Here is a 23,867-nt window from a genome sequence, read left to right on the forward strand (position 1 = left end):
AATTATGAATGGGATAACAATATTATTATGGGTAACTATCTTTATAATTGGTTTGATTGCTTCCATATCAGTTAAACTACATTATAAAGGAGATGAACTGGAAAAAGATGAAACTTCAATCATTTCAAAAGAATCCATTAATGGAATACTCTCTTTTTCAAAAGATAAGGAATCGCATGATAGTATTGAACAAAATTATTCCCAGCCACCTATCGACAATACAAATTATATTGAAGAGATATATCCGCAAGACAACTACGACAATGTAGCGTCTGAAGTTGAAAATAATAAAAAAGAATCTGTTGAATACGAATCTCAAAATCAAGTTTTAATCAATTATGAGAATGAAGTTAAAAAATTCCAAGAGCCAATGAACGAATATCAGGTTGAAATTATGACACAAGACAACAATCAAAATGAAAAAACTGAATTGAAAGACTTATTTACTATTGATGAATTAATCAAAGAATCAAAAAGAAAAGATAGTGAAAGGGAAAAAGAAGCTCAGCAAATCAAAAGAGACGATGATGCCGAGTTAAATGAACTTAAAGAAAGTATCATAAGTAAAAAAGAAAATGAACATACTGAAGAACAACTCATCGAAGAAATCTTAGCAGATGAAGAGATTGGAAAAATATTGTCAGGCGATGATGCAGACGAGAAGAGTGAAGAAGCTGTTGATGCAGCAGAAACCAAAGAAGAAACAATTCAGGACATCATTGACAGTACCGAAAATAAAAATGAAACAATTCAAAACATCATTGATGAAAGTGAAACAAAAGAAGAGGCAATCCAGGACGTCATTGATGAAAGTGAAGCAAAAGAGGAAATTGTCGAAGACAGCAAAGATTCTCAAGAAAGTGTTCAGGACATATTGGATGTTGAAACACAAGAAAGTGAAACCCCACTTGTTGCATCACAAAAAGACATTGATGAGGCAATAAGTACAGCTTCACAGGAAATAGAAGAAGAAAAAATTGAAAGCATCTCCGGCAGTGACGATATTACTGATGCATTATTAAATTCCGAAGAGACAATTCCTGAAATTAAAGAACCTGTATTAAAATCACCTACTAAAATCGAAGAAAAAGATGAGTTTGGATCATCAATCGATAATTCTAATAAAATTGAACCTGACAATGACCTGGACTATAGAAAAGATTTAGCCAGATTCACCAATAAGATTAAAAGCTCAAGCATATTTAAAGAAGTGAAAGAAAAATTATCTTCAGAACCTACTACATCTGAAGAGATTTATCCACGCGATAACTTCGAAGAAACATATATCAGAAATGTCAATGATTATGAGGAATATGATGAGTATGCACCGATCATCAATGAAACCCATGATGAGTTCGGTGAAACTTATGAACCTGACTACGATCAAGTCATTAGAGAAGAAAATACTCGTAAACTGTTCAATAATACCAAAATGCCAGAACCAGAAATTGCAGAACCAAAAGTTGCTCCAATCAAATCAACACCTTCAAGAGCAAACATGAAAATACAAATCAACAATTCAGAAGCAGTTCTTAAGAAAGGTGATGAAATCATATTCAAACATGATGGAGAAACCTATTCCAGTCAGGTTTATGCAATCAACGGCGATGACATCTCTGTTAAATACAGAGGTAAAAACATTAAAATTAAACCATCTGACGTGAAAAAGATATACTGATATCTTTTTTACAACTATTTTTAAAAAAAATAAAGAATCGAGATTAAATATCTCCTGATTCTTCTTCATTCAATTTGTAACTTCCATTTTCAACAATATATTTCGGAACAACTATTTTTAAGGAACGGATAATGTTCAGGTAAAAATCATCAAGTTCCCTATCTGCATAAGGATATGTGTATTCAAAAATATAGAGATTACTGTCCTTGACATAGAGAAATTCGTATCTACGAAACTCATTTTCACCATCTGAAAAAGATGAAACGATCATATAGTAAATATCATCATTAATAGGTAAAAAGTCTGAAGTAACCAAATTAACCCTGTCATTAGATTTTACTGTTTTTTCAATGTCTTCACGGATAGCCGGAAGGCCAACCAGTGTTGGAGTAGTGGAAAATTTAATGGACATTGGTATTTTAGTATTTACCAGATACAAATCATTAAATTCATCTTTGGTAGGTATAGTATCAAAATCTTCAGGCATTTGAAGAGTAACGAATCCATTTGAAAATAATGTCATCCCATCACCTATTTATGTGCATAGTAGAAAATAATCTCATCATCTTTAATTTCATCCAAACGGGCAAATCCAACCCTTTCAAATTGTACAATGTCGCCTACATTCAAGTCACGAAGTGCACCTTCACCAAGACCTGTTTTGACTGATGCGTCATCCATGACAATTTTTACATTGACATTGTCTTCGACAGGAACCCAATGAATGATTTTGGCTTTGACATCCCTTGCATCTTCAAAGGAACTTGAATGATATGAAATTTTATCATCTACAATCTCAACATTTACAGCATCCATTAATCTTGCAATGCCGTTGTTGATATCATTTGGATCTAAATAAGCACTTCCATCGAACGGCAAAATCCTGTTTCCCCTATCCATGTGGTCTGCATGAAGCGGCCTTTCAATGTCAATCTTTCCGCCATCATAACCTTCTACTTCAATTAATTGAGGATTTTCACAGAAGAAATATCTGTTTGCTATCGGTTCGAGAAGACTGCGGTTTAAACCGTAGATCTTTTTCCAGCTTAAAGCGGAATCAGCCATTTTAACACCAATTTCAATAATCAAATCATAGATTGCCTTAGGATTTATTCCACGTCTTGCAATAGCTCTTAATGTTCCGAGTCTTGGGTCGTCCCATCCGCTATATGTACCGTTTTCAATGCCTTCTTTAGCTTTTGAGGTACTGAGCGCAATATCTTCCATTTTCAATCTGCCGTAATGAATGTATTCAGGCACGTCCCAGCCCATATGGTCATATAAGTATTTTTGCTTTTCGGTGTTGGCAAGATGGTCTTTTCCTCTCAATACATGAGTCAATCCCATCAGATAATCATCCAATGCAACAGAAAAGTTCATCATAGGATAAATTCTGTATTTAGTGCCTAAACGAGGATGTGCTTCATCAACAAGTCTCATTGCCACCCAGTCTCGAATGGCAGGATTTTTATGAGCAATATCAGTTTTAACTCTTAATACAGCTTCACCTGCTTCCATTGTATCAAACTTATCCCATAATGCAAGGTTTTCTTCAACAGTGTTGTCCCTGCATGGACATGGTTTGCAGTTATCCTTCAATTCCTTAAATGTAGCGCCGTCACAGGTACACATGTAAGCAGCACCCTTTTCAATCAATTGGCGGGCGTAATCATAATAGATTTCAAACCTGTCAGACTGATAGATAATTTCATCAGGCTCGATTCCCAACCATTTCAAGTCTTCAGGAATCATTTCATAAGCAGGTTCAAATACCCTTTTAGGGTCAGTGTCCTCAATTCTTAAAATTAACTTACCGTTATGTCTTTTAACATATTCCGCATTTGGAACTGCTGCTCTTGAATGTCCGATGTGCAGTGGTCCGCTTGGATTTGGAGCAAAACGCAAAACTATATTTTCATGACTGCCAGGCAGCTCCTGAAGTCCTTTTTCCTTAGCCTTTGGCTTTTTAGTTTCAACTTCAACACCATATTTTTCCATTTCGCTTGCCTGCTCTTCAGGTGAAAGTGCATTTACCTTAGCTACTATTTTACCAGATAAAGGACCAATTTCCTTTGCCTTACTTCTTAATTCAGGTTCATTGGCCATGATTGAACCCATAACAGCACCGGGATTTGCGCTTCCCTTATGTTTTGCTGCATTGAGTAAAGCATGTTTATAAACAATCTCTTCTAAATCATTCATTTAATCATCACAATTAATATTTTAATTACAAAAATAAGCATTATTATTTATCTATCTAAAAATATATAAATATAGTGAGAGTAGTTAAAAAAAAACTTAGGTTGAAATACAATGAGCAATTATATTGATGAAGCAAAAAACTATATTGAAAATGAAAATTTCGCAGATGCTCTAAAATTAGCTAGAAAAAGACACGGGAAAGATGATATTAAGTCTTATTTAACTATTTTAGATATGCTGATAGATGCAGAGTTCCTGCCTGCCATTGAAGAAAAGGGATTGTATTATCAATACTATGATCCTAGCCATGACAATGGAGACTACGGGGAGAAATATTTTGACAGATACCTTGAAAAACAACCCCATTCCATTAATGCACTTTGTGACAAGGCAATGTCAAAATTCAACAAAGGACAAATCGATGAGGCACTTTCCTACATTGACAAGGCACATGAAAAATACAAATCTTATTCAAAAATCGAAAAGCCCCGCATTTCAAAAAGGGAAGTCAGCATGAGCAGAATAGAGCTTTTAATTCAATCCAAAAGATATGATGATGCTCTAAAGGATTTGACAAGGTATGAAAATAATTTCGGAAGCGACCAGAAATCAGATTTGTACTTTGGCCAGATGCTTCAAAAAAACGGTGAAAACCGGGAAGCCATTGATTATCTTGACAAATCCCTTGGAGAAGAAGCAACCCTGCTTGCATTCAATTCCAGAGGCGACGCATATTATGAATTAAAGGAATATGAAAACGCATTGAAAGATTATGAAAAATGTCTCAACTATGAAAGTCAAATAGAAAATGATTTGGATTTGAAAACCAATTTCAACTACAAATCAGCTTTCTGCTGTGTAAAACTTGGAAAAAAGGATGAAGCGATTAAATTTCTAAATAAGACAATAAACATGCTGAATGAATACGGAAGACTTCCAAAGGATTTGGAAGCAATATATCAGAAATGCTCCTTTGAAAAAGAAAGACTTTTAAAAACAGGAGTCGTTGAAGATAAGGAATTTAAAAAGACAAGATTCCTATCCACAAAAACAGCCCTCATCGTATTGGCTGTCATTTTAATATTATATGTTGTTTTAAAATTAATGGGTTATGGATAAGATGAGATTGGGAAAAACAAATCTTGATGTTGACAAAAACGGATTCGGCGCACTGCCGATTCAGAGAAGAAATATGGAAGATTCAATTGAAATACTTCAAACCGCTTATAAATCCGGCATAAACTTTTATGATACTGCCAGATTTTACACAGACAGTGAAGAAAAACTGGGCAATGCATTTGAAGACGTGAGAAGTGAAATCTATTTGGCGTCAAAAACTGCTGCAGAAACCGTTGAAGATTTTTGGAAAGATCTGGAAACTTCTCTGAAAGAAATAAAAACAGATTATCTGGACTTATATCAGCACCACAACATTTCATTCTGTCCAAAAAAAGGTGATGATTTGGCAGAAGCCATGCAAGAAGCTAAAGATCAGGGATTAATCAATCACATCGGAATCACCACACACAAAATCACAATTGCCCATGAAGCGCTTGACAGCGGACTTTATGAAACTCTCCAGTATCCATTCTCATATCTTAGCGGAGATGAGGAAATCCAATTAGTCAATAAATGCAAACAACTGGATGTTGGATTTTTGGCAATGAAAGCAATGGGCGGAGGATTGATTAAAAACTCAAAAGCAAGTTATGCCTACATAAATCAATTTGAAAATGTTCTGCCGATTTGGGGAATTCAAAAACTGGAAGAGCTGAATGAATTTTTATCATACGGCCCTGAAACCGTCTTGGACGATGAATTAAAACATGCAATTGAAAAGGATAAAAAGGAACTCGGGGAAAATTTCTGCAGAGGATGCGGCTATTGCATGCCCTGCCCTGAAGGAATCAACATCAGCCTATGTGCAAGAATGTCACTTTGGATTAGAAGATTTCCAACCGAACCTTACCTTACCGAGGAATATCAGGAGAAAATGGAAGCTACAAAAGACTGCATTGAATGCTATGCATGTGTTGACAACTGTCCATACGAGCTTGACATTCCTGAGCTTTTAAAAGAAAACTACGAGGACTATCGAAATGTCCTAAGTGGGAAAACAAAAATTTAGAGTCATGACAATCGTTTTTACCGATGAAAAAGATAATCGTTTCCTGAAACTTGTTGAAGAGTTGGACAGAGGATACTACGAACGCATTGGTGATGATCTGGACAAGTATAAACAGTATAATGAGTTTAAAGACCCTCACATAGTGATTTTATTTTTGGATTCGGATAAAGCCGTGGCATGTGCCAGCTACAGGCAATGCGGCCAAAAAAGCGTGGAATTTAAACGGGTTTATGTCAAAAAGAATTACCGCAAAAAAGGGATAGCCTACACTCTCATAAAACAGCTTGAAAAGAAAGTCCTTGATGAAAACTACGGATATTCCTATATTGTAACAGGAAAAAATAATACCCCTGCAATCAGACTATACGAAAAACTGGATTACAAACAAATTCCAAAATTTGGCCAGTTTAAATTTGATGAAAACGTAATATGTATGAAAAAGAGTTTTAAGTGATATTATGAAACAATGCATTGAAAATCCAAATGATGTTGACTGGACAGGCTTTTGGGCTGAAAGATTAGACGGCAAAGTCGGCAAAGACTGGGACAAAGCAGCCGAGGGATTTTACAAAAGAACTAGAAAAGATGACTATCAGGATGCGCTTTTCGATAAGCTGATTTTAGATGAAAACGACACCGTACTGGATGTGGGATGTGGAGAAGGCAGCATAACCATTCCAATAGCCCGAAATGTTAAAAAAGTCATTGGACTTGATTCATCAGTCAAAATGTTAGAATATCTTGAAAAAAGAGCAGAAGAAAAAAATATAGACAATATCGAAACAATCTTAAAGCCTATTGAGGAAATCAAATATGATGAAATCGGTGACGTGGATGTGGTGATATGTTCAAGATCCCTGAATGGAATCAAACCAATTGAAGAGGTATTGTACGAATTGGACAAGATTGCAAACAAATATGTTTTCATAACCATTTTCGGACCGGAAAACAAAAAAATCGAAAAGGATTTTGAAAGACAACTGGGCAGAAAAACTGAAGATTTTCCGGATTACAACTATTTTTTCAACATACTGTTTAATATGGGCATATATGCAAATGTCGAGAGATTTGATTTGAATAACTATCGGGAATACGATAGCATTGAAGAGGCAATGGACAACGGCAAGTTCCGTCTTGATTTGTACAGCAAAGATGAAAAAGAACAGCTGAGAAATTATCTGGAGAGAATTCTGACTTTTGAAAACGGAAAATATTTCAATGTCAAGGACAAGGCTGACTGGATAATGGTATGGTGGAAAAAATAATATTCCGCAAAGTTTCAAACACCCTTTTAAATAAAAATATGATTAATAATTCAATAGCTTAAATAAAAAAACACTAATTTACTAAGATGTAAATTTAAATAAACATTACTGGCAGCAGGAAAAGAATAATTTAATTTGACAAGTACATACCAAATTATAAAAAATAGACATTTTATAATAAAAACTTTAAAATAAAAAAAGAAAAAATGAAATTAATTACTTTTAATCATAGTTAAAATCATTTTATAAGGACATTTTACTGCTTGCAATGCATGAGGTTCGTTTGCAGGCATTATAATAATTTCACCTGCCTGGACAGTGTTTTTTACACCGGAAATTGTAATTTCAGCTTCACCATCTATTATCTGAACCATTGCATCAAAAGGTGCAGAGTGTTCTGACAAACCCTGACCTTTATCAAAAGCAAAGAATGTTACAGTCCCAAGATCCTTTTTAATTACTTCACGACTTACAACTGTATCATCCTGATATTCCACTAAAGTTTGGATATCTAAAGCCTTTGCTTTAATATCACTCATGAGATTATTCTCCTAAAATTGTTTTGATATCTGCTATTGCATCACCTGTAGTTGGAGTGAGGTTATAGTTTTCAACCAGAACGCTTATGATATCATCATTACACCATGCAGGAAGCACAGGTCCGAGCCACATGTCTGTTTTTCCAAGATATAACAATGCCCAGAGAACAGCTGCTGCTTTTTGTTCCATCCAAGAGAGTACAATGGTAAGTGGCAATTCATTTAATTCCATGCCAAACAATTCGCATAAAGCCACTGCAACATCAACTGCAACAATTGTATCGTTACATTGCCCTACATCCAGCAATCTTGGAATTCCTTCAATGTCGCCTAAATCCAGATCATTGAATTTGTATTTACCGCATGCTAATGTTAAAATTACAGTATCCTGAGGTAAGTTTTGGACAAATTCTCTGTAGTAGTCATTGTGTTTAGCTGCTTTGTCACATCCTCCAACAACAAAGAATCTTCTGATTTTACCTTCTTCGACCAATCTTTTAATGGTGTCGGCATGTTCAACGATTGCTCCTGCACTCCATCCTGTAGTGATTGTGGTCAATTCTTCTGCTTCAAGACCACCTAATGATTTTGCACATTCAATTACTTCTGAGAAATCATAGTCTTCTACAGTTTTTACGCCTTCAAGTTTTGCAACATCCATTGTGAACATTCTTTCTTTGTATGCATCAAGTGCAGGAAGTACACAGTTACTTGTTCCGACAATAGCTGCATTGTATTTTTTAAAGATTGTTCTTTGGTCGTGCCATGCTCCACCTAACTGGCCTGCAAGGTTTTCGTATTTGTTGAGTCCAGGATAACCGTGAGCAGGTAACATTTCAGAGTGAGTGTAAACTTTAATGTCAGTTCCTTCAACCTGTTTTAATAGTTCTTCCAATGCTTTTAAGTCATGGCCTGTTACAATTATTGCAGGTCCTTCCTGTGCTCCAACTTTTACTTCAACAGGTTGTGGTTCGCCGTATGCTTCAATGTGTGCTTCTTTGAGCAATCTCATTACTGCTACACTTTTTTCACCGGCTTCAAGTGCTAATCCAACCAAATCGTTAACGTCAAAGTTGACATTGGTTAATGTAGTGTATAACCCTTTGGTCAGGAATGCATCAATTTCAGGATCATTTTTTCCTAAAACATTTGCATTGTAGTTGTATGCACTGATTCCTTTCATAGTAAAGATTAAGTTATCTTGTAATCTTGCTACAGTTGGTTTTTTACCGCAAACTCCACTTACAGTACATCCTGTACCTTTAGCGGTTTGGGAACATTGATAACAAAACATATCTAATCCGTCTGCCATAATAATTACCTCTTTAATTCGTTAATCATAATTTACATTTGAAGAATATATAAATATTTTGTCACTTTACAAGGGTGAAAAGTAACAAATATATATGGCATCAACCAAATTATAATCATGGATGAAAATATCGCTACACTTAAAGGAATCGGACTTACAATGTATGAGGCCGAAGCTTACATAACACTGACTTCCCTCATATCTTCAACTGCAACGGAAATATCTGAAAAATCAGGAATCCCAAGAAGCAAAATCTATGACGTTTTAAAGGAACTGTCAAAAAAGAATTTCATTGAAGTTGAGGATGGAAGACCACTGACATACAATGTCAAATCCCCTGTTGAGGTTCTGACCCGTGAAAAGGAAAGGCTGAATTTGGAAATTGATGATACGATTACAAGGCTGACAAACATATATGAAAACGGTATGAGCCAGGTTAGGGCACCTATATGGAGAATCTACGGTGTTGAAAAAATCATCAACAAGGAACTGGAGATAATCAAAAGGGCAAAAACATCAATCAACATGAGAATCGGTTTTCTGTTTGAAGGGGAAGGCGAAGCGCTGATTAATTCTCTGAAAAACAGACCGGATTTGAGAGTAAACATTCTGGCATCACCAACCTGCTATATCAACAATGAAAAAATAGAAATAATACCAATGTTTAAGGAAAATGACATTCCAATTCAAAAGGCTGACATTCCATTTGTTAAGCTAATAATCTCCGATTCAAAGGAAATGATGCACACATATACCAAATTTTCCGAAGACAAACGCAATGTCATTCCCGAAACATCAATAGGAATATGGAACAAATATGAAGATATTGCAAGAAATTATGATGAAAGATTCATGAATCAGCTGAAAAAAATAAAATCTAAACGGAAGGCATGAATTTCTCTTCAAATTCTATAAAAGTTTTCAGCAGATTATAATCCAGACGATGAATTGCCTTATATGCAATTGATTTTGGAATTTCCCAATATGCACCTGCAATACTTCCGGCAATAGCGGCCATAGTATCCGCATCACCACCCAGTGAAACGGCATTTCTGATTGTATCTTCATAATCCTTTGCATCCAAAAAGCAAATGATGGACTCCGGAACGCTTCCTGCGCATGAAACATCGAAAGTGTAAAACGGCCTTATGTCATCCACACTGAGGTCCAAATCATATTCATATCTGACTTCAATATGGTCTTTTATTTCTTCCTTTTTAGCACCTATTCTTGCAAGATATATTGCATCACAGGTTGCAAGGGCTCCTTTAATTCCTTCAGGATGATTGTGGGTAACAAATGCTGATTTATATGCCAAATCCTGTGCCTCTTCCAAACTGTCTGCAACCCAGGCACATGGAGATACCCTCATGGCAGATCCGTTTGCCCAGCTTCCGTAAGGTTGTGGAGATTCCTCATCCAGCCAATGATAAAACCTTCCGCCGTAGCCTCCGTTGGGATATTCATTTCCGAATTTCTGCAGATTTCTGACAAGAGCATTTTGAGAATCCTTGTCCTCACATAACCACTTTGCAACGGCCAATGTGAGTATTGTATCATCGGTAAATGTTGATTTCTTCTCAAATAGTTTAAAATCCTTTGTTTTGATAGCATTCCACTCTCTTGTTGAACCTATTATGTCCCCGCCAATAGCGCCGATTATTCCTTTCATATACATATATTGTTAGAAAAATAGTTATATAGTTATTGACCTCAGTTCAAAAAATTGCCCTAACTTCATAAAATTGCTTTAAATTCTAACAAAAAGATTAAATATTGCTTTAAATATAATGATTAGTGATAATATCGACTATTATCATAAAACAAAAAATTTCTATTGAAAAATCGGTTCTCTAATAAATTCATATGCATGTAACTAAAAAATGGAAATTTTTTAAAAAAAGTTCAAATATCTAGCATGAAACAGGGATTCCGGATTATCTGGAATCCTAAAAAATTAAAAAAAAGAAAAGACATCTATGAATGTCTTTCTAAAACGAAATCTGCAATGTCAATGAGCACTTGTTTATATGAAGAATCATCCAATATTTCAAGTACTTCTTTTGCCTGGTCTACAGATTCAAGTGCAAGATTGCGAGCATATTCAATGGCGCCGCAATTTGTTAAAATTTCAATTGCCTCATCTATTTCATCCTGTGAATTTTCATCAGCTTTAAGGATTTCAAGTAATCTTCCTGAATCATCACTTGCCAAACCTTTAATTGCAATGATTGTCATTTTACCTTTTCCGATGTCAGATCCAATTGGTTTACCTAATGTTTCTTCATCAGAAGCCAAGTCAAGATAATCATCCTGGATTTGGAATGCAAGACCAATCAAACGGCCGTATTCATACATTGCATCAATGACCTCATCAGATGCACCGCCCATAATAGCTCCTGCTTTAGTTGCACCAGCTATTAAAGCACCAGTCTTTTTGAAAATCATTTCCATGTATTCTTCTTCGGTAACGTCAAATCTTTCTTCAAATCCCATGTCCAAAGCCTGACCTTCACAGATTTTTATACATGCATCAGCAACAGTGGCTAAAGCTCTGTTGTTTTGGTCAGGTGTTGTATTCTCTGATGTGATAATCATTTCAAAAGCTTTTGAAAACAATGTATCTCCAGCAAGAATAGCAACATCATCGCCCCAAACTTTGTGAACGGAAGGCATTCCTCTTCTCATGTCATCATCATCCATGATATCGTCATGGATAAGTGAAAATGTGTGAATCAGTTCAATTGCAGCTGCAGATTTGACAGCAGATTCTTTATTTCCACCAACAGCTTCAGACACTATTAAAGTTAAAGCAGGCCTGAGCATTTTTCCTCCAGCCCTTGTAAGATATACAGATGCTTCACTAAGATTGTCTGGAGTAATTATTGCTAATTCTTCTTCGATTGTTTTTGTAATATCTGTTGAATAACTTCCAAGTACTTCTTTTACATCACTCATTTTAATCCCTCTTAACCTTTAAAAACTTGTGCTTGAGCATTTCTTAAAATATGAATATCATATCCTATTCTATAACCTTCCTCTTCAGCAAGTTCAGCATAGGCTGCAAGCATTGATAAGTCTCCGTGAGCCGGAATGATATGCTGTGGTTTCAACATACGTAAAAATTCCCTATGATCTTCTCTTCCAGCGTGCCCAGAAACGTGAGCATTAGGATAAATTCTAGCACCTTTGAGTTTTAATCTTCTTTCCATGATATGTCTGTTAGCAGCATTTGTCGGATTTGGAATGATTGGTGCTGAGATGATTACATTATCTCCTTTTTTAATGTTGAATGGAGTTCTTCCATTTGCTATTCTTGGGAGTAATGCATCAGGTTCACCTTGGTGACCTGTAGTTACAAGCAAATAATTCGCCCTGTCTTCATCAGCCCTCATCAAAGCTTTATTTACCGCTTTCGGAGAACCGTAAATACTTGCATTTTTCGGCAATTTCAAGATTCCCAAGTTTTGTGCAATTCCACAGAATCTCTCCATTGATCTGCCCAGGAAAAATATTTCCCTGTGGCTTTTTTTAGCAATGTCTGCAATTGCCTGTACACGTTCTACATGTGATGAAAATGTTGTTACAATCATACCTGTCTTTTCTTGAAGAGGCCCTCTCATCACATCTTCTAAAATATTTCTTGCGATACGCTCTGAATGAGTTTTAACTTCATTGTAATTTTTAGCATTGGTTGTTTCTACAATCAATGCAAGTACACCTTTTTTACCCAATTCCCTTAATCTTTTATAGTCAGGTGGCGGTGATACTTTTTGATGATTGTCAAATTTGAAATCCAGTGCATAAACGATAACACCTTCTGATGTGTGCAATACAGGAAATACTGCCTGTGGGATACTATGTGTTGACTGGACAAACTCCAAAGTAATATCTTTGGACAATTTGATTTTGTTTCCAGGATTAAGTGACCTGATAGGATTAGTAACTTTGAATTTGCGTTCACCTTTAATTTGTTTTTCAATTAAAGCCGCAGTATAAGGTGTTCCGATTAAGGGTGCATCATATCTGTGAGCCAATTTGGCTACTGCACCAATGTGGTCCAAGTGACCGTGAGAGAAAACTATTCCGCGCACTTTACCGTCTACTTCTTTCATTAAAGTATCGTCCGGAATAACTCCCCTTTCAATTAAATCTAAACTATGCATACGGTCTATATCAGTATCCTCATGCATACTAATTCTGTCTAGGTGGATTCCCATATCGAAGATTACAACATCTTCGCCAATCCTTACAGCAGTCATGTTTTTCCCGACTTCCTGATATCCACCAATAGCGATTACTTCTACGCTCATGTTTTATCTCCTTGAATAATTTTTAGTGTTGATTCCTCTTTCATTGAGCCACTCTCTTGTTTTTCCACGAATGACTAGTTTAGACTGCTTTAGCTCTTCGATGTTATTAGCTCCAACTAAAAACATTGCAAGTCTTAGTGTATCATTGAATCTGTGAATAAATTTGTTTAACTGCTCCTGTGTGGCTGAATTCTTTAAAAACGGCAATGCCATACCTACGGCATCCGCACCAAGAGCAATAGCTTTAGCTGCTTCAAGACCTGATCTGATTCCTCCTGATGAAATGACAGGAACATTAACTGCATTAGTTACTTCAGCTGTACTGATGGCAGTAGGAATTCCCCAATCCCAAAATATTTCACCAAAGTATCTGTCTTCAGCCCTATATGTTTCAACAGCCGCCCAACTGGTTCCTCCAGCACCCTCAATATCAATAAAATCAATACCTGCATCAACTAAAATTTTTGCAGATTCTGCAGATATTCCGCATCCAGTTTCCTTTGCAAGGACTGGAATATCGACAGTTTCAGTAATTTGACCTATCAAATCTGTATATCCCCTTGCATCCAAGTCACCTTCAGGCTGAATGGATTCCTGAAGAGGATTTAAATGAATAGCTAAAATATCAGCATCTAAAATTTCAACAGCTTTTTCTGCTAAATTGAGCTGAGGAGCGCCGATGTTTCCTACAAGCAAACAGTTTGGTGCATTTTCCCTTACAACAGTATATGTATCTGCAAGTTCAGGATGCTCACAAGCAGCCCTTTGGGAACCTACACCTAAAGCAATGTTATTATTTTCAGCTGCAATGGCCAATTGTTTATTGATTGATTTTGCAGCAGGATGACCTCCAGTGATTGCTGTGATAAATAAAGGGGAGTCCAATTCTTTTCCAAAAACTGATGTTGACAAATCTATTTCGTTTTTATCAACTTCAGGAAGAACATTGTGAATAAGTTCAATGTCTTCAAAACCGGTGGTTTTATCCTTAAACTCCACATCATAATTTTCACAAATCAATAAATGCTCTAATTTTCTATCTGAAATCATATTCTTAATTTCCCCTTGAAATTACAGTTCCTTTAACTTCTTCATCATTTAATGCTTTGAAGATATTATTTTCAATTTCCGCATTTATTATTTTAGATTCAATTCCTAAATCAGCCAAATATAAAAGTTCTTTAATTTTTCCAACCATTCCACCAGTAACATCCACATTTGTTGTCCCTTCGAGAGTATCCAAATCTTTTAGTGATGAAAATCTATCAAAAAATATTGCGTCATCATGTGTTTTAGGGTTTTTATTGTAAACTCCGTCGACATCAGTTCCTAAAATAACCTTATCCGCATTAAGATTGACCGCCAGATACTGTATTATTTGGTCTCCGGATATAACGCAAATTTCCAGTTGAGTATCCAAAACGACATCCCCATAAACAACAGGGATGAAACCCTTATTCAAGTATTTTTTAAAGTAATCAAGATTTCCTTCAGTAATCCTTTTATTAGTGGCAGTCATAAAGCTTGATGCAGGAATAGCAATAACAGGTAAACCTTCATCAATAAAAGATTCACAAATAAGCATGTTTAATTTTTTTACGGCATTTTGAACTTCGCAAAAACCAATTCTTTTTTGTGGAAATTCCTCTTCGGCAAATACTTCACCAATTTTATATTTTTTCGCAGGCGGATGACCGAAAGATCCCGCACCGTGCACGATAATCAATTCTTTATCTGACTCATCCAATGCATCCTTGATTTCAGATGCAATTCTTTTTAAGGAAGCATAATCAACTTCACTTTCTGTTGAGTCCTTATTGGTGAGGATACTTCCACCAATTTTTAAAATAATCATAAAATCACTTATAAACCCTTGAAGAAACACCTTTACGAGTAAAATGGATTCTTAAAACATTATCATAAGCATCAATGGCCTTGGCTACTTCTTCAACTTTTCCAGGACAAAGTGCAATAATACTGCCCCCTCCACCAGCACCAGTTGTTTTAGAACCAATAGCGCCTGCTTCCCTTGCATTATAAACCATTCTAGATAATTCTAAAGTATTAACACCTAAAACATCTAAAAATCCATGATTAATATTCATAAGTTCACCAACCTTATTGAAATCCCTTTTTAAAATAGCCTGCTTAGCGTAATTTGTTAAATTACCCATTGCAGTTATTACAGGATTGATAATTTTAGGATTTCTATTTTTAAGGTTTTTTACATCTTTAACCATTTTTCCTGTGTTTCCATGTTTTGTGGTGTAACCAACAACAAACGGAACATTGAAATTGACATTGAAATGCTCAACCTGCTTGTTGCGGGACAGATAAACGAGTCCCCCATATGTTGAAACCAATGTATCCAGAGGGCTTGCAACCCCTTGAACCGCCTGTTCAACCATATGAGCATCATGGGCTAGAGATTTCTTATTAAAACGAATATTATGGTATCTGTATAATGCTGCCAGAGTCGCTACTGTAACTGCAGCTGATGAACCAAGTCCAGAGCCAATTGGGACATTAGACAATAATGTAATTTCAATTGGAGAGTGGTCGTGAACTCTATAAAGAGATTCTAAAATATATCTAATAATACCGGGTTTTCCTTTTCTTAAAATGTATTTTTTCTCTTCTGTTAAAAGTTCAGCTTCAAAATTTATATTAGGTGCTTTAAAAATAGATTTTTCACATTCAGATTCCTTAACTGTAATATAAGCTCTTTTATTTACAGCCCCAGCTATAGCAGGTTCATTATATACAACTGAATGCTCACCAAACAGAATTGCCTTTGCCGGAGCGGAAGCTTTAGCTATCATAAATTCACCTTATTTAAAAATGCCTGAACCATATCCTACAACAGAAGTCAAATCTCCGGTAACATCTCCACTGGTTCCATAAGCCAAAATTTCACAAGTGTTTTTATCTGACATTTTGGATAGGGAAATTGTTGCCATTACCGGACCGTAACCGCACATGGTTATGTTGTACTGTACAACTTCTTCAAACAATTTAAATTCGTTCATTTCCCCAATATCTTCCAAAACAAAGCCATCAACCTTATTGGCTTTTTCTTGATTGTTAAAATGGGACAAATCAGTACTTGCAATAACGCAATAGGACCTTTTCAAATCATTGGCGGCATCGAAGATAGCCTTGGCCAAATCGCTTGAAGCGGAAAAAGTCTGGGATCCCATCGTAATTGGAACAATCTTAAAATCATTGGAAAAATATTGTAGGAAAGGTAGCTGAACTTCAATGCTGTGTTCATTGATGTGAGCGGAAAATTCGGCTTCAGCAATATTTGAATGTGAGATTATGGAATCTGCAAATTCGCCGTCAACTTCAATACTTCCCAAAGGAGTAATCCACTCGCCTTCATTGAATACGGAAATTTCACTACCGTAACCTGTGTGATTCGGACTTAATATAATAAAAACTTCTGGAAAACCGTTTTGAACTAACTGGCAATAGCTGTGACTAGCTATCGGACCAGAATATTGATAACCTGCATGCGGAACCATGATGTTGATAGGATAATCTACACCGTCAAACTTAGCGAGTTCAGGTATTTCACCAACGCCAGCCTTATCCAGAAAACAATCCTCAATGAGCTTAACAAGCCTATCGGGATTGCTTGGATAAAATGCTCCGGCAACTACAGGTTTTCTTATCATTTTAATCGATTAGAATTTAAGTTCAAAGTCAGTAGCATCAATATCTAAATCGCCATCTTCAGAGATAGTTCCTCTTTCTCTTAAAATTTGTCTTGCAAGTAACCAGTAAACTAAAGCAATAGCTTTTCTACCTTTGTTGTTTACAGGAACTGCAATGTCAACAAAACTGAGTAAGTTTTCAGTATCACATAAAGCAATTACAGGAATACCGTTTTGTTTGGATTCGAGGATTGCTTGAGCGTCTGATCTTGGGTCAGTTACAACGATGATTTTTGGTTCGATGAATTTAGCGTAATTTGGGTTTGTTAAAGTACCTGGGATGAATCTTCCAGGGATGGTTTTAGCACCAGTGATTTCACCGAATTTTTTAACAGGAGCTTGACCGTATTGTCTTGTAGCAACAACTAAAATGTCTTCTGGGTCGTATTTTGCTAAAAGTTTAGCAATTTGTCTGATTCTTTCATCAGTTTTTTGAATATCTAAAACATATAAACCGTCAGATCTTACTCTGAATATGTATTTTTCCATGTCACTTGTTTTTTGTTGGGTTCCAATATGTAAACCTGCTGCTAAATAATTATCTAAATCAATTAAAAGTTCATTAGTCATTATATCACCATTTATTATATTTAATCTTCATCTTCAATTTTAATACATTCGTTAGGACATACGTCCATGCAAACTTCACAATAACTGCAATCTTCAGGATTGTGAATTTCTATTTTATCTCCTTCGAGAACTAAAACTTCCATTGGGCAAACATCAGCACATTCTGCACAGTCAGCACCATCACATTTGTCGTAATCAAGTATAACTTTTGACATAATACTCTCTCCTTTTTTTAAAATTTGCCCATTTTCGGATTTAGAAGTTCCTCTTCAATACGGATAAGTTCGTTCAATTTTGCTATTCGTTCACCACCAATAGCACCTGTCTTTATCATTGGACATGATAAACCAACAGCCAAATGTGCAATTGTCTCATCACAAGTCTCTCCTGACCTGTGGGAAACCACCGGCACAATATCATTTTCCTTAGCAAGTTTTACACAAGCATAAGTTTCAGATAATGAACCAATCTGATTAGGTTTGATGATAATAGCATTTGCGGCCTTTGAATCAATGCCCTTAGCCAATAACTCTTTATTGGTTACGAACAAATCATCACCACAAATTAAACATTTACCGCCAACTTTTGAAGTCAATTGAGAAAATCCATCAAAATCTGATTCGTCAAATGGGTCTTCTACATAAAACATTTTGTAAGTATCAATGATATCTTTTACAAAATCAATTTGATCTCCGGCGTCTCTTTTAACACCATCTTGAGCATAAACATATTTCTGCTCATCTGCATTCCATAGTTCAGAAGCTGCCATATCCAATGAAGGTCTGATTTCTATACCCAGCTCATCACCAACTTCCTCACATGCTTTGGCCTGTATTTCCAAAGCGGCATCATTGGTAATGTTAGGCACCCATCCTCCTTCATCTCCTTTACCACCTGTAAAATTGGAGTCTTTAGTTTGAATTAACTCTTTCAAACGTTTATGAACACTCGCATTTGCAAATATTGCTTCACTGACATTGGAAGCTCCGGTCGGAACAACCAAAAACTCTTGAATGTCAGGGGCATTAACACCAGCATGTGCTCCTCCGTTCATCATGTTTCCCAGAGGGAATGGTAATTCATTAACTAAATGTCCACCAATGTATCTGTATAGTGGCATGTTATAAGATTCCGCAGCAGCCTTTACTACAGCCATAGAAATCGCTACAGTAGTATTTCCACCAATTGCAGCCAAATTCTCAGTGCCGTCAATTTCTTTTAGCACCTCATCAATAGTGGCCACATCGTTAGCATCCATACCGATAAGCTCAGAAGCTATGAAATCTTCCATTTCACGGACGACAACATCGACTCCACCATCCGGGAAAGATACAACTTCTCTGGAACCTGTGCTGGCTCCACTTGGCGCAGCAGCTCTACCAAAACCATTCCAAGTAACTACATCTACTTCAATAGTTGGGTTTCCTCTGCTATCCAAAATCTTACGAACTTGGACATCTTCTATTATACTATCCAAAAAAAACACCTCAGTGTCATTTGATTTATTACCATATAATCTATACTCTTTAAAAAATCAGTAAGTTTCTTTATAGAGTTATGTTGGTATTTTTTATTTTTTTTAAATAAATATTGAGAATAAATAGATATAACTATTTATTCATCTCTAATTACATCTAATGGTAAAACTCCAGCTTTAAGTTCTTCGTAAGCTATGTCAATTGGATCTAAGGAATCTTTAATTTCCACTAATGGTTTAGCTCCCATAGATATTTGAATTGCTCTAGCTCCAAGAAGCCTAGCTCTTTCAAACCTTGTTAATTTTTTTTCAACATCCATGAATATTACTTCCATTTTTAGGCATTATTTTACCAAGATTATATTCTAATATAATATCCCTACAATTGAAAAATTATTCCCATGTTTCCACATGAGAAATTAACATTCTTCTACAACAGTATCTAGTTAAACCTAAGTCATCTAAAATGTCTTTAGATTTTTCTCCAGCTGCAATTCTTTTATTGTATTCATCGAAGTAAGCTGAAACAGGTTTTCCGCAACTTAAGCATCTAATAGGAATCATTTATATCATCTTTTTAATTTAAAATATTAAATTTACAGAAATTATCTGTAACTTTTTTGTTTACGTGCTCTTGCTCCAGGACCACCATATTTTTTAGGTTCTGAACGTCTTGGGTCACCTACTAACATGGTTCTGTCGTATTGAGTGAATTTATCTTTTAAATCCATATCTTGAGACCATTGTACGAGTCCTTTTGCAATAACCATACGTGCAGCTTCAGCTTGACCCATTACTCCACCACCAACAACGCGGATATTGATATCCACTTCATTAGCTAAGTCACCAGCTAAGGTTAATGGTTCTTGTAATTTTAAGTTAGCAAGCTCAGGGGAATAAAGTTCTAAAGGAACTCTGTTGATTCTGACTTTACCGGTTCCTTCTTGAACAGTACCTCTTGCGATAGCTGTTTTACGTTTTCCACTTGTATGAATAACTTTAACCATAATCACACATCCATTTGTCTAAAAGGTAGCTCCTAAAAGTTTGGAGATTTCTCCTAATTCAACACCTTTTTTAAGATTTCTGTATTCTGCTTCAGGAACTGCAGTGAGTTCAGCATCAGCGTATTCAGCAGGTACGCCAACAAATGCTTTTAAACCTTTGTATGCGGTTTTACCTTTGGATTTTTTGAAAGGTAACATTCCTCTTACAGTTCTTCTAAATATATCATCTGGTCTTCTTGGATATTTAGGACCTAAGTCACGAGGGTTGGAAATACTTGCCCTGTCGACTCTTTGTTTGTATTTAGCATAAGCCCAGTCCCTGTTACCAGTTAACATAATTTTTTCAGCATTAATGATAATTACTTCTTCGCCTTCTAAAAGATTTTTACTAGTTATACTAGCTAATCTTCCTAAAACGCATCCTTCTCCATCAATAATCATAATAACACCCTATCTATTCAATGATCCTAATGTTTGACCCTTTAGGATTTGATTCGATTATCTCATCAATTGAGATGCATTCTCCACCAGCACTTTCAATTTTTTCTTGTGCTTTTGCTGAGAATTTTAATGCTACAACATTTACTTTTTCTTCTAAATTACCGTTTGATAAAACTTTACCTGGTACTAAGATAGTTTCACCAGCTTCAACATGTCTTGCAATATCAGACAAGTTTACTTCAGCGGTTCTCCTATTAGACCTTTCAAGTCTTTGTGCAACATCTTTCCAAATAGCTACATCTTCTTTTCTTGATTGTTCATAAAGTTTATTAATAAGTTCAATAAGGTTAGGATTTGTTTTTACTACTTTCTTAACCATTATTTACTTCCTCCTTCTTCACTAAATTTGATAAACTTATCAGCTTTTTCACCTAATACATCACAAGCTTTTAATAAAACTTCTTTAGGAGGCATTGCTCCGTCTGTTTCAATTCTGAAAATGAAATCATTTTCACGGAAGCCTACATTAATGTATCCGTTGGTTGAAGCTCTTACACAGCTTTTACACATGGAACAGTTTTCAATGTCCAATATTTTAATCTTTTTAGATCTTCTGTCGGACTTTAAAACTCCACGAGGACATGCTGAAGCACAATCGTAATCGATTTCTTTTTCTTCATCAAAAGTGATTTCAGGATATTGCTTGTATGCACAAACAGTTGTTGGCATCCATTTAGCATGTTCTTTTCCATATCCTACTTTTGCAGAAGCTTCAATATTAATTTCTTCGCCTTCTTTAAGTTTTACTAAAGGAATTGTGTCGTATACTGGTTTAATTTTTGAGTCTGAAGATATTAAATCCTTAGAATAAACAACTTTAGGCCCTTCTTCTTGTAAACTGAATAATATTCCACTGTTGAAATCTTCCCATTCAGGGTCTTCAGGTAATGGTAATCCTTCAAGCGCATCAAGATCAGAAACCAAAGGAGTTAAACCAAGTCTATGAGCCAGTACCTCATTAAACATTGCTGAATCATTTCTAATAATATTAACGTCTTCAATAGCTATTTTAGGTACATTAACCATTGCACATCTTCTAATAGCATTGATAAAAGGTACTTCTGCATCACGAACAACGAAAACAATTTCATCGTCGCTTTGACTTCTAATTTCTATCTCCATATTAAACCCTTCCGCTTAAACTCTTCTTCCTCTTTTACCACCAGGTCTTCCAGTACCATCGTGAGGAATAGGAGTGATATCTTCAATTTTACCTATTTTAATTCCAGCTCTTGCTAAAGCACGGATAGTAGCTTGTGCACCAGGTCCTGGACTTCTAGGTCCGTTTCCACCAGGAGCTCTTACTTTAATATGTAATCCAACAAATCCTTTTTCTTTAGCGTCATCAGCTATTCTAGTTGCTGCAGCCATAGCTGCGAAAGGTGAAGCCTGTTGTCTATCTGCACGAACAACTTTTCCACCAGACCATTGAGAAATAGTCTCAGCACCAGTAATATCTGTTACAGTAATAATAGTGTTATTAAATGATGAGTAAATATTAGCTATACCCCATTTTTCATCTTTTGCCATAGTTACACCCTTTATTCTTCTGTATTAGCTTTATTATCCTTATTTCTGTTGTACTCTTCAATTTGTTTTGCTACAGGTGAAGAACGATAGAATCCAATGTCATCTTCTTGACCTTTCAATACCACATAACTTGGTGAGTTGATTTTCTTACCGTTTAAGGTTATGTGACCGTGTACAACAAACATTCTTGCTTCTTTAGGAGTACGAGCTAAACCTTTTTTATATACAATAGTTTGTAATCTTCTTCTTAAGATATCTTCAACGTTTAAATCTAAAATATCTTCAAGAGCTGCACCTTCTGGCAAAACACCGGTTCTAGCTAAGTGTCCTAATAATTGTAATTTTTCATTAACCATTTGATCAGTACCGAAACCAAGTAAGTACCTTGCTTCCCTACTGTATCTTCTGACTAAAGTATCGGCTTTCCAAATTTCTTTTTTGTTTTTTAAACCGTATTTAGTCATTAATTTATTTTCATTTTTAATTCTTTCCGCATTCCAAGGATGTGGTGGTGTATTATACTTTTTCCTTGCTTTTCTAGGTTGTCCCATTAAAACATCTCCTTATAAAATTGAATTTAAAATATTTAAATTTCTAAAAAAAAAGTTCTATGCCTATCCGCGTGAACGTTTTACACCAACTGAAGAACTTTTTCTGAAAGTAGATTTGGTTCTTTGACCTCTAACAGGTAAACCAACTTCGTGTCTTCTACCTTTGTAACTTCTGGTCTTTTTCATTCTGTTTAAATCATCTCTTAAAGTCATGTCAAGATCAGATTCAATTAAGTGAATGTCATCACCAGTTTCGTAATCCTCTCTTCTGTTTAACATCCAAGTCGGAATGCCGAATTCTTGAGGATTTTCCAAAATTTCTTCAATTCTTAAAACATCTTCGTCAGCAATGTATCCAATTTTAGCTTCTAAATCTAAGTCTAAAGTACGGCACATAGTTTTAGATAAAGATATTCCAACACCTTTAATTTCAGTTAAAGCTTGTTCAATGGTTTTGTTACCATTTACATCCTTTCTTGAAATACGCACTAAATGCTTAAAATCGTCTTCCATTAAATAACCTCCATTTATAGAGCGAACCTACGAGACGTAAAATAATAGATTCGAATGTTTTGCATTGCAAAACACAGTTCTTTCAACAATTTAAAACTTAGTCAAAATAAACTAAGAGTGCAAAAAAATATCAGTTTAACAAGTATTTTAATAATAGAAAAAAATTAAAAAACTAAGTTAAAAACTAATATACGCCGAGACTGGGATTTGAACCCAGGAGGGCTGAACGCCCACGAGATTTCCAGTCTCGCGCCTTACCAGGCTAGACTATCTCGGCAATCTAGTAACATATCAGACATAGTACTGTCTAATATATAATTCACTGATATAAAAATATAAGTAATTAATAGTATATAAAGGTTTTGAATTTTTGACCTTAATTTTTTAAAAAACAGCACAAAAGTCAAAATCATAAGCACAAATTAATATTGAACTTAATAATATTTAAAGATTTTTTGGAAATTCATAGTAAAGTTTATATATTAGAACTTTAATTGGGTATTTTTCAATTTTGAAAAAATAAAAAATTTTAAAAAAAGACAATTCTTACCACATTTATCAT

29 protein-coding genes and 1 tRNA gene are annotated in these 23,867 nt (G+C 35.4%); 6 read left to right on the forward strand and 24 right to left on the reverse strand.

What is annotated here, in order from left to right:
• Positions 1–1,678 (forward strand): ATPase (locus ACKI2P_RS05630; protein ID WP_407375805.1); only part of this gene is annotated, 1,678 nt, incomplete at its 5' end.
• 43 nt (positions 1,679–1,721) lie between these two features.
• Here ACKI2P_RS05630 and ACKI2P_RS05635 read toward each other — a convergent pair.
• Positions 1,722–2,201 carry a hypothetical protein gene (locus tag ACKI2P_RS05635; RefSeq protein ID WP_407375807.1) on the reverse strand — a complete coding sequence of 160 codons (480 nt, stop codon included), beginning with the start codon at positions 2,199–2,201 and terminating at the stop codon, positions 1,722–1,724.
• A gap of 8 nt (positions 2,202–2,209) precedes the next feature.
• Entirely contained in the window at positions 2,210–3,880 is a 1,671-nt protein-coding gene (locus tag ACKI2P_RS05640) for a glutamate--tRNA ligase (protein ID WP_407375808.1), read from the reverse strand.
• A gap of 111 nt (positions 3,881–3,991) precedes the next feature.
• On the opposite strand from ACKI2P_RS05640, the gene ACKI2P_RS05645 reads away from it, so the two are divergent.
• The 4 genes from ACKI2P_RS05645 to ACKI2P_RS05660 are packed head-to-tail and all read left to right on the forward strand — an operon-like array spanning position 3,992 to position 7,273.
• Entirely contained in the window at positions 3,992–4,999 is a 1,008-nt protein-coding gene (locus ACKI2P_RS05645) for a tetratricopeptide repeat protein (protein ID WP_407375811.1), read from the forward strand.
• Positions 4,992–6,008 carry an aldo/keto reductase gene (locus ACKI2P_RS05650; RefSeq protein WP_407375813.1) on the forward strand — a complete coding sequence of 339 codons (1,017 nt, stop codon included), beginning with the start codon at positions 4,992–4,994 and terminating at the stop codon, positions 6,006–6,008. Before ACKI2P_RS05645 ends, ACKI2P_RS05650 begins: the two co-directional genes overlap by 8 nt.
• Positions 6,009–6,012: 4 nt before the next feature.
• Positions 6,013–6,462, forward strand: coding sequence for a GNAT family N-acetyltransferase (locus tag ACKI2P_RS05655; RefSeq protein ID WP_407375815.1), 450 nt, complete (start codon positions 6,013–6,015; stop codon positions 6,460–6,462).
• Positions 6,463–6,466: 4 nt separating this feature from the next.
• Positions 6,467–7,273, forward strand: a complete 807-nt coding sequence (locus tag ACKI2P_RS05660; RefSeq protein ID WP_407375816.1) for a class I SAM-dependent methyltransferase — start codon at positions 6,467–6,469, stop codon at positions 7,271–7,273.
• A 212-nt stretch (positions 7,274–7,485) separates the two neighbouring features.
• Here ACKI2P_RS05660 and ACKI2P_RS05665 read toward each other — a convergent pair whose 3' ends face one another.
• Both ACKI2P_RS05665 and hcp read right to left on the reverse strand, forming a co-directional pair.
• Positions 7,486–7,812, reverse strand: coding sequence for a cupin domain-containing protein (locus ACKI2P_RS05665; protein ID WP_407375818.1), 327 nt, complete (start codon positions 7,810–7,812; stop codon positions 7,486–7,488).
• 4 nt (positions 7,813–7,816) lie between these two features.
• Positions 7,817–9,124 carry a hydroxylamine reductase gene (hcp, locus tag ACKI2P_RS05670; protein ID WP_407375820.1) on the reverse strand — a complete coding sequence of 436 codons (1,308 nt, stop codon included), beginning with the start codon at positions 9,122–9,124 and terminating at the stop codon, positions 7,817–7,819.
• 117 nt (positions 9,125–9,241) lie between these two features.
• On the opposite strand from hcp, the gene ACKI2P_RS05675 reads away from it, so the two are divergent.
• The gene (locus tag ACKI2P_RS05675; protein WP_407375822.1) at positions 9,242–10,018 is read left to right on the forward strand and encodes a TrmB family transcriptional regulator; all 777 of its coding nucleotides are present in this window, start codon (positions 9,242–9,244) and stop codon (positions 10,016–10,018) included.
• Here the strand turns inward: ACKI2P_RS05675 and ACKI2P_RS05680 are convergent.
• The 20 genes from ACKI2P_RS05680 to ACKI2P_RS05775 form a co-directional block, all read right to left on the reverse strand.
• Positions 10,002–10,796, reverse strand: coding sequence for an ADP-ribosylglycohydrolase family protein (locus ACKI2P_RS05680; protein WP_407375824.1), 795 nt, complete (start codon positions 10,794–10,796; stop codon positions 10,002–10,004). The genes ACKI2P_RS05675 and ACKI2P_RS05680 overlap by 17 nt on opposite strands.
• A gap of 305 nt (positions 10,797–11,101) precedes the next feature.
• The gene (gene idsA, locus ACKI2P_RS05685) at positions 11,102–12,082 is read right to left on the reverse strand and encodes a short chain isoprenyl diphosphate synthase IdsA (RefSeq protein WP_407375825.1); all 981 of its coding nucleotides are present in this window, start codon (positions 12,080–12,082) and stop codon (positions 11,102–11,104) included.
• Between the two features lie 11 nt (positions 12,083–12,093).
• Positions 12,094–13,437 carry an RNase J family beta-CASP ribonuclease gene (locus ACKI2P_RS05690; protein WP_407375827.1) on the reverse strand — a complete coding sequence of 448 codons (1,344 nt, stop codon included), beginning with the start codon at positions 13,435–13,437 and terminating at the stop codon, positions 12,094–12,096.
• A 3-nt stretch (positions 13,438–13,440) separates the two neighbouring features.
• Positions 13,441–14,487 carry a type 2 isopentenyl-diphosphate Delta-isomerase gene (gene fni, locus ACKI2P_RS05695; protein WP_407375829.1) on the reverse strand — a complete coding sequence of 349 codons (1,047 nt, stop codon included), beginning with the start codon at positions 14,485–14,487 and terminating at the stop codon, positions 13,441–13,443.
• Positions 14,488–14,491: 4 nt separating this feature from the next.
• Complete coding sequence (locus ACKI2P_RS05700; RefSeq protein WP_407375831.1) at positions 14,492–15,292, reverse strand: isopentenyl phosphate kinase; 801 nt, start codon at positions 15,290–15,292, stop codon at positions 14,492–14,494.
• A gap of 4 nt (positions 15,293–15,296) precedes the next feature.
• Entirely contained in the window at positions 15,297–16,259 is a 963-nt protein-coding gene (gene mvk, locus ACKI2P_RS05705; RefSeq protein ID WP_407375833.1) for a mevalonate kinase, read from the reverse strand.
• 9 nt (positions 16,260–16,268) lie between these two features.
• Positions 16,269–17,117: an AmmeMemoRadiSam system protein B gene (amrB, locus tag ACKI2P_RS05710; RefSeq protein WP_407375835.1), complete on the reverse strand. Its 849-nt coding sequence runs from the start codon at positions 17,115–17,117 to the stop codon at positions 16,269–16,271.
• A 9-nt stretch (positions 17,118–17,126) separates the two neighbouring features.
• Positions 17,127–17,726, reverse strand: a complete 600-nt coding sequence (gene rpsB, locus ACKI2P_RS05715; protein WP_407375837.1) for a 30S ribosomal protein S2 — start codon at positions 17,724–17,726, stop codon at positions 17,127–17,129.
• A 20-nt stretch (positions 17,727–17,746) separates the two neighbouring features.
• Complete coding sequence (locus ACKI2P_RS05720) at positions 17,747–17,941, reverse strand: 4Fe-4S dicluster domain-containing protein (protein ID WP_407375839.1); 195 nt, start codon at positions 17,939–17,941, stop codon at positions 17,747–17,749.
• Positions 17,942–17,958: 17 nt separating this feature from the next.
• Entirely contained in the window at positions 17,959–19,203 is a 1,245-nt protein-coding gene (gene eno / locus ACKI2P_RS05725) for a phosphopyruvate hydratase (RefSeq protein WP_407375841.1), read from the reverse strand.
• A 137-nt stretch (positions 19,204–19,340) separates the two neighbouring features.
• Positions 19,341–19,538, reverse strand: a complete 198-nt coding sequence (locus ACKI2P_RS05730; protein WP_292750659.1) for a DNA-directed RNA polymerase subunit K — start codon at positions 19,536–19,538, stop codon at positions 19,341–19,343.
• A 58-nt stretch (positions 19,539–19,596) separates the two neighbouring features.
• Positions 19,597–19,767 carry a DNA-directed RNA polymerase subunit N gene (locus ACKI2P_RS05735; protein ID WP_407375844.1) on the reverse strand — a complete coding sequence of 57 codons (171 nt, stop codon included), beginning with the start codon at positions 19,765–19,767 and terminating at the stop codon, positions 19,597–19,599.
• A gap of 41 nt (positions 19,768–19,808) precedes the next feature.
• Entirely contained in the window at positions 19,809–20,210 is a 402-nt protein-coding gene (locus ACKI2P_RS05740) for a 30S ribosomal protein S9 (protein ID WP_407375846.1), read from the reverse strand.
• An 18-nt stretch (positions 20,211–20,228) separates the two neighbouring features.
• Entirely contained in the window at positions 20,229–20,651 is a 423-nt protein-coding gene (locus ACKI2P_RS05745) for a 50S ribosomal protein L13 (protein ID WP_407375848.1), read from the reverse strand.
• 13 nt (positions 20,652–20,664) lie between these two features.
• Positions 20,665–21,030: a 50S ribosomal protein L18e gene (locus ACKI2P_RS05750; protein ID WP_407375850.1), complete on the reverse strand. Its 366-nt coding sequence runs from the start codon at positions 21,028–21,030 to the stop codon at positions 20,665–20,667.
• Positions 21,030–21,833 carry a DNA-directed RNA polymerase subunit D gene (locus tag ACKI2P_RS05755; protein WP_407375852.1) on the reverse strand — a complete coding sequence of 268 codons (804 nt, stop codon included), beginning with the start codon at positions 21,831–21,833 and terminating at the stop codon, positions 21,030–21,032. The genes ACKI2P_RS05750 and ACKI2P_RS05755 overlap by 1 nt, the downstream gene beginning before the upstream one ends.
• A 15-nt stretch (positions 21,834–21,848) precedes the next feature.
• Positions 21,849–22,241, reverse strand: a complete 393-nt coding sequence (locus ACKI2P_RS05760; RefSeq protein ID WP_069574667.1) for a 30S ribosomal protein S11 — start codon at positions 22,239–22,241, stop codon at positions 21,849–21,851.
• A gap of 11 nt (positions 22,242–22,252) precedes the next feature.
• Positions 22,253–22,792, reverse strand: a complete 540-nt coding sequence (locus tag ACKI2P_RS05765; RefSeq protein ID WP_407375854.1) for a 30S ribosomal protein S4 — start codon at positions 22,790–22,792, stop codon at positions 22,253–22,255.
• Between the two features lie 63 nt (positions 22,793–22,855).
• Entirely contained in the window at positions 22,856–23,305 is a 450-nt protein-coding gene (locus ACKI2P_RS05770) for a 30S ribosomal protein S13 (RefSeq protein WP_407375855.1), read from the reverse strand.
• A 192-nt stretch (positions 23,306–23,497) separates the two neighbouring features.
• Positions 23,498–23,582, reverse strand: a tRNA-Ser gene (locus ACKI2P_RS05775).
• Between the last annotated feature and the right edge of the window lie 285 nt (positions 23,583–23,867).

Origin of the sequence: Methanobrevibacter sp., assembly GCF_045541095.1 — an archaeon.
Taxonomy (GTDB): Archaea; Methanobacteriota; Methanobacteria; order Methanobacteriales; family Methanobacteriaceae; genus Methanocatella.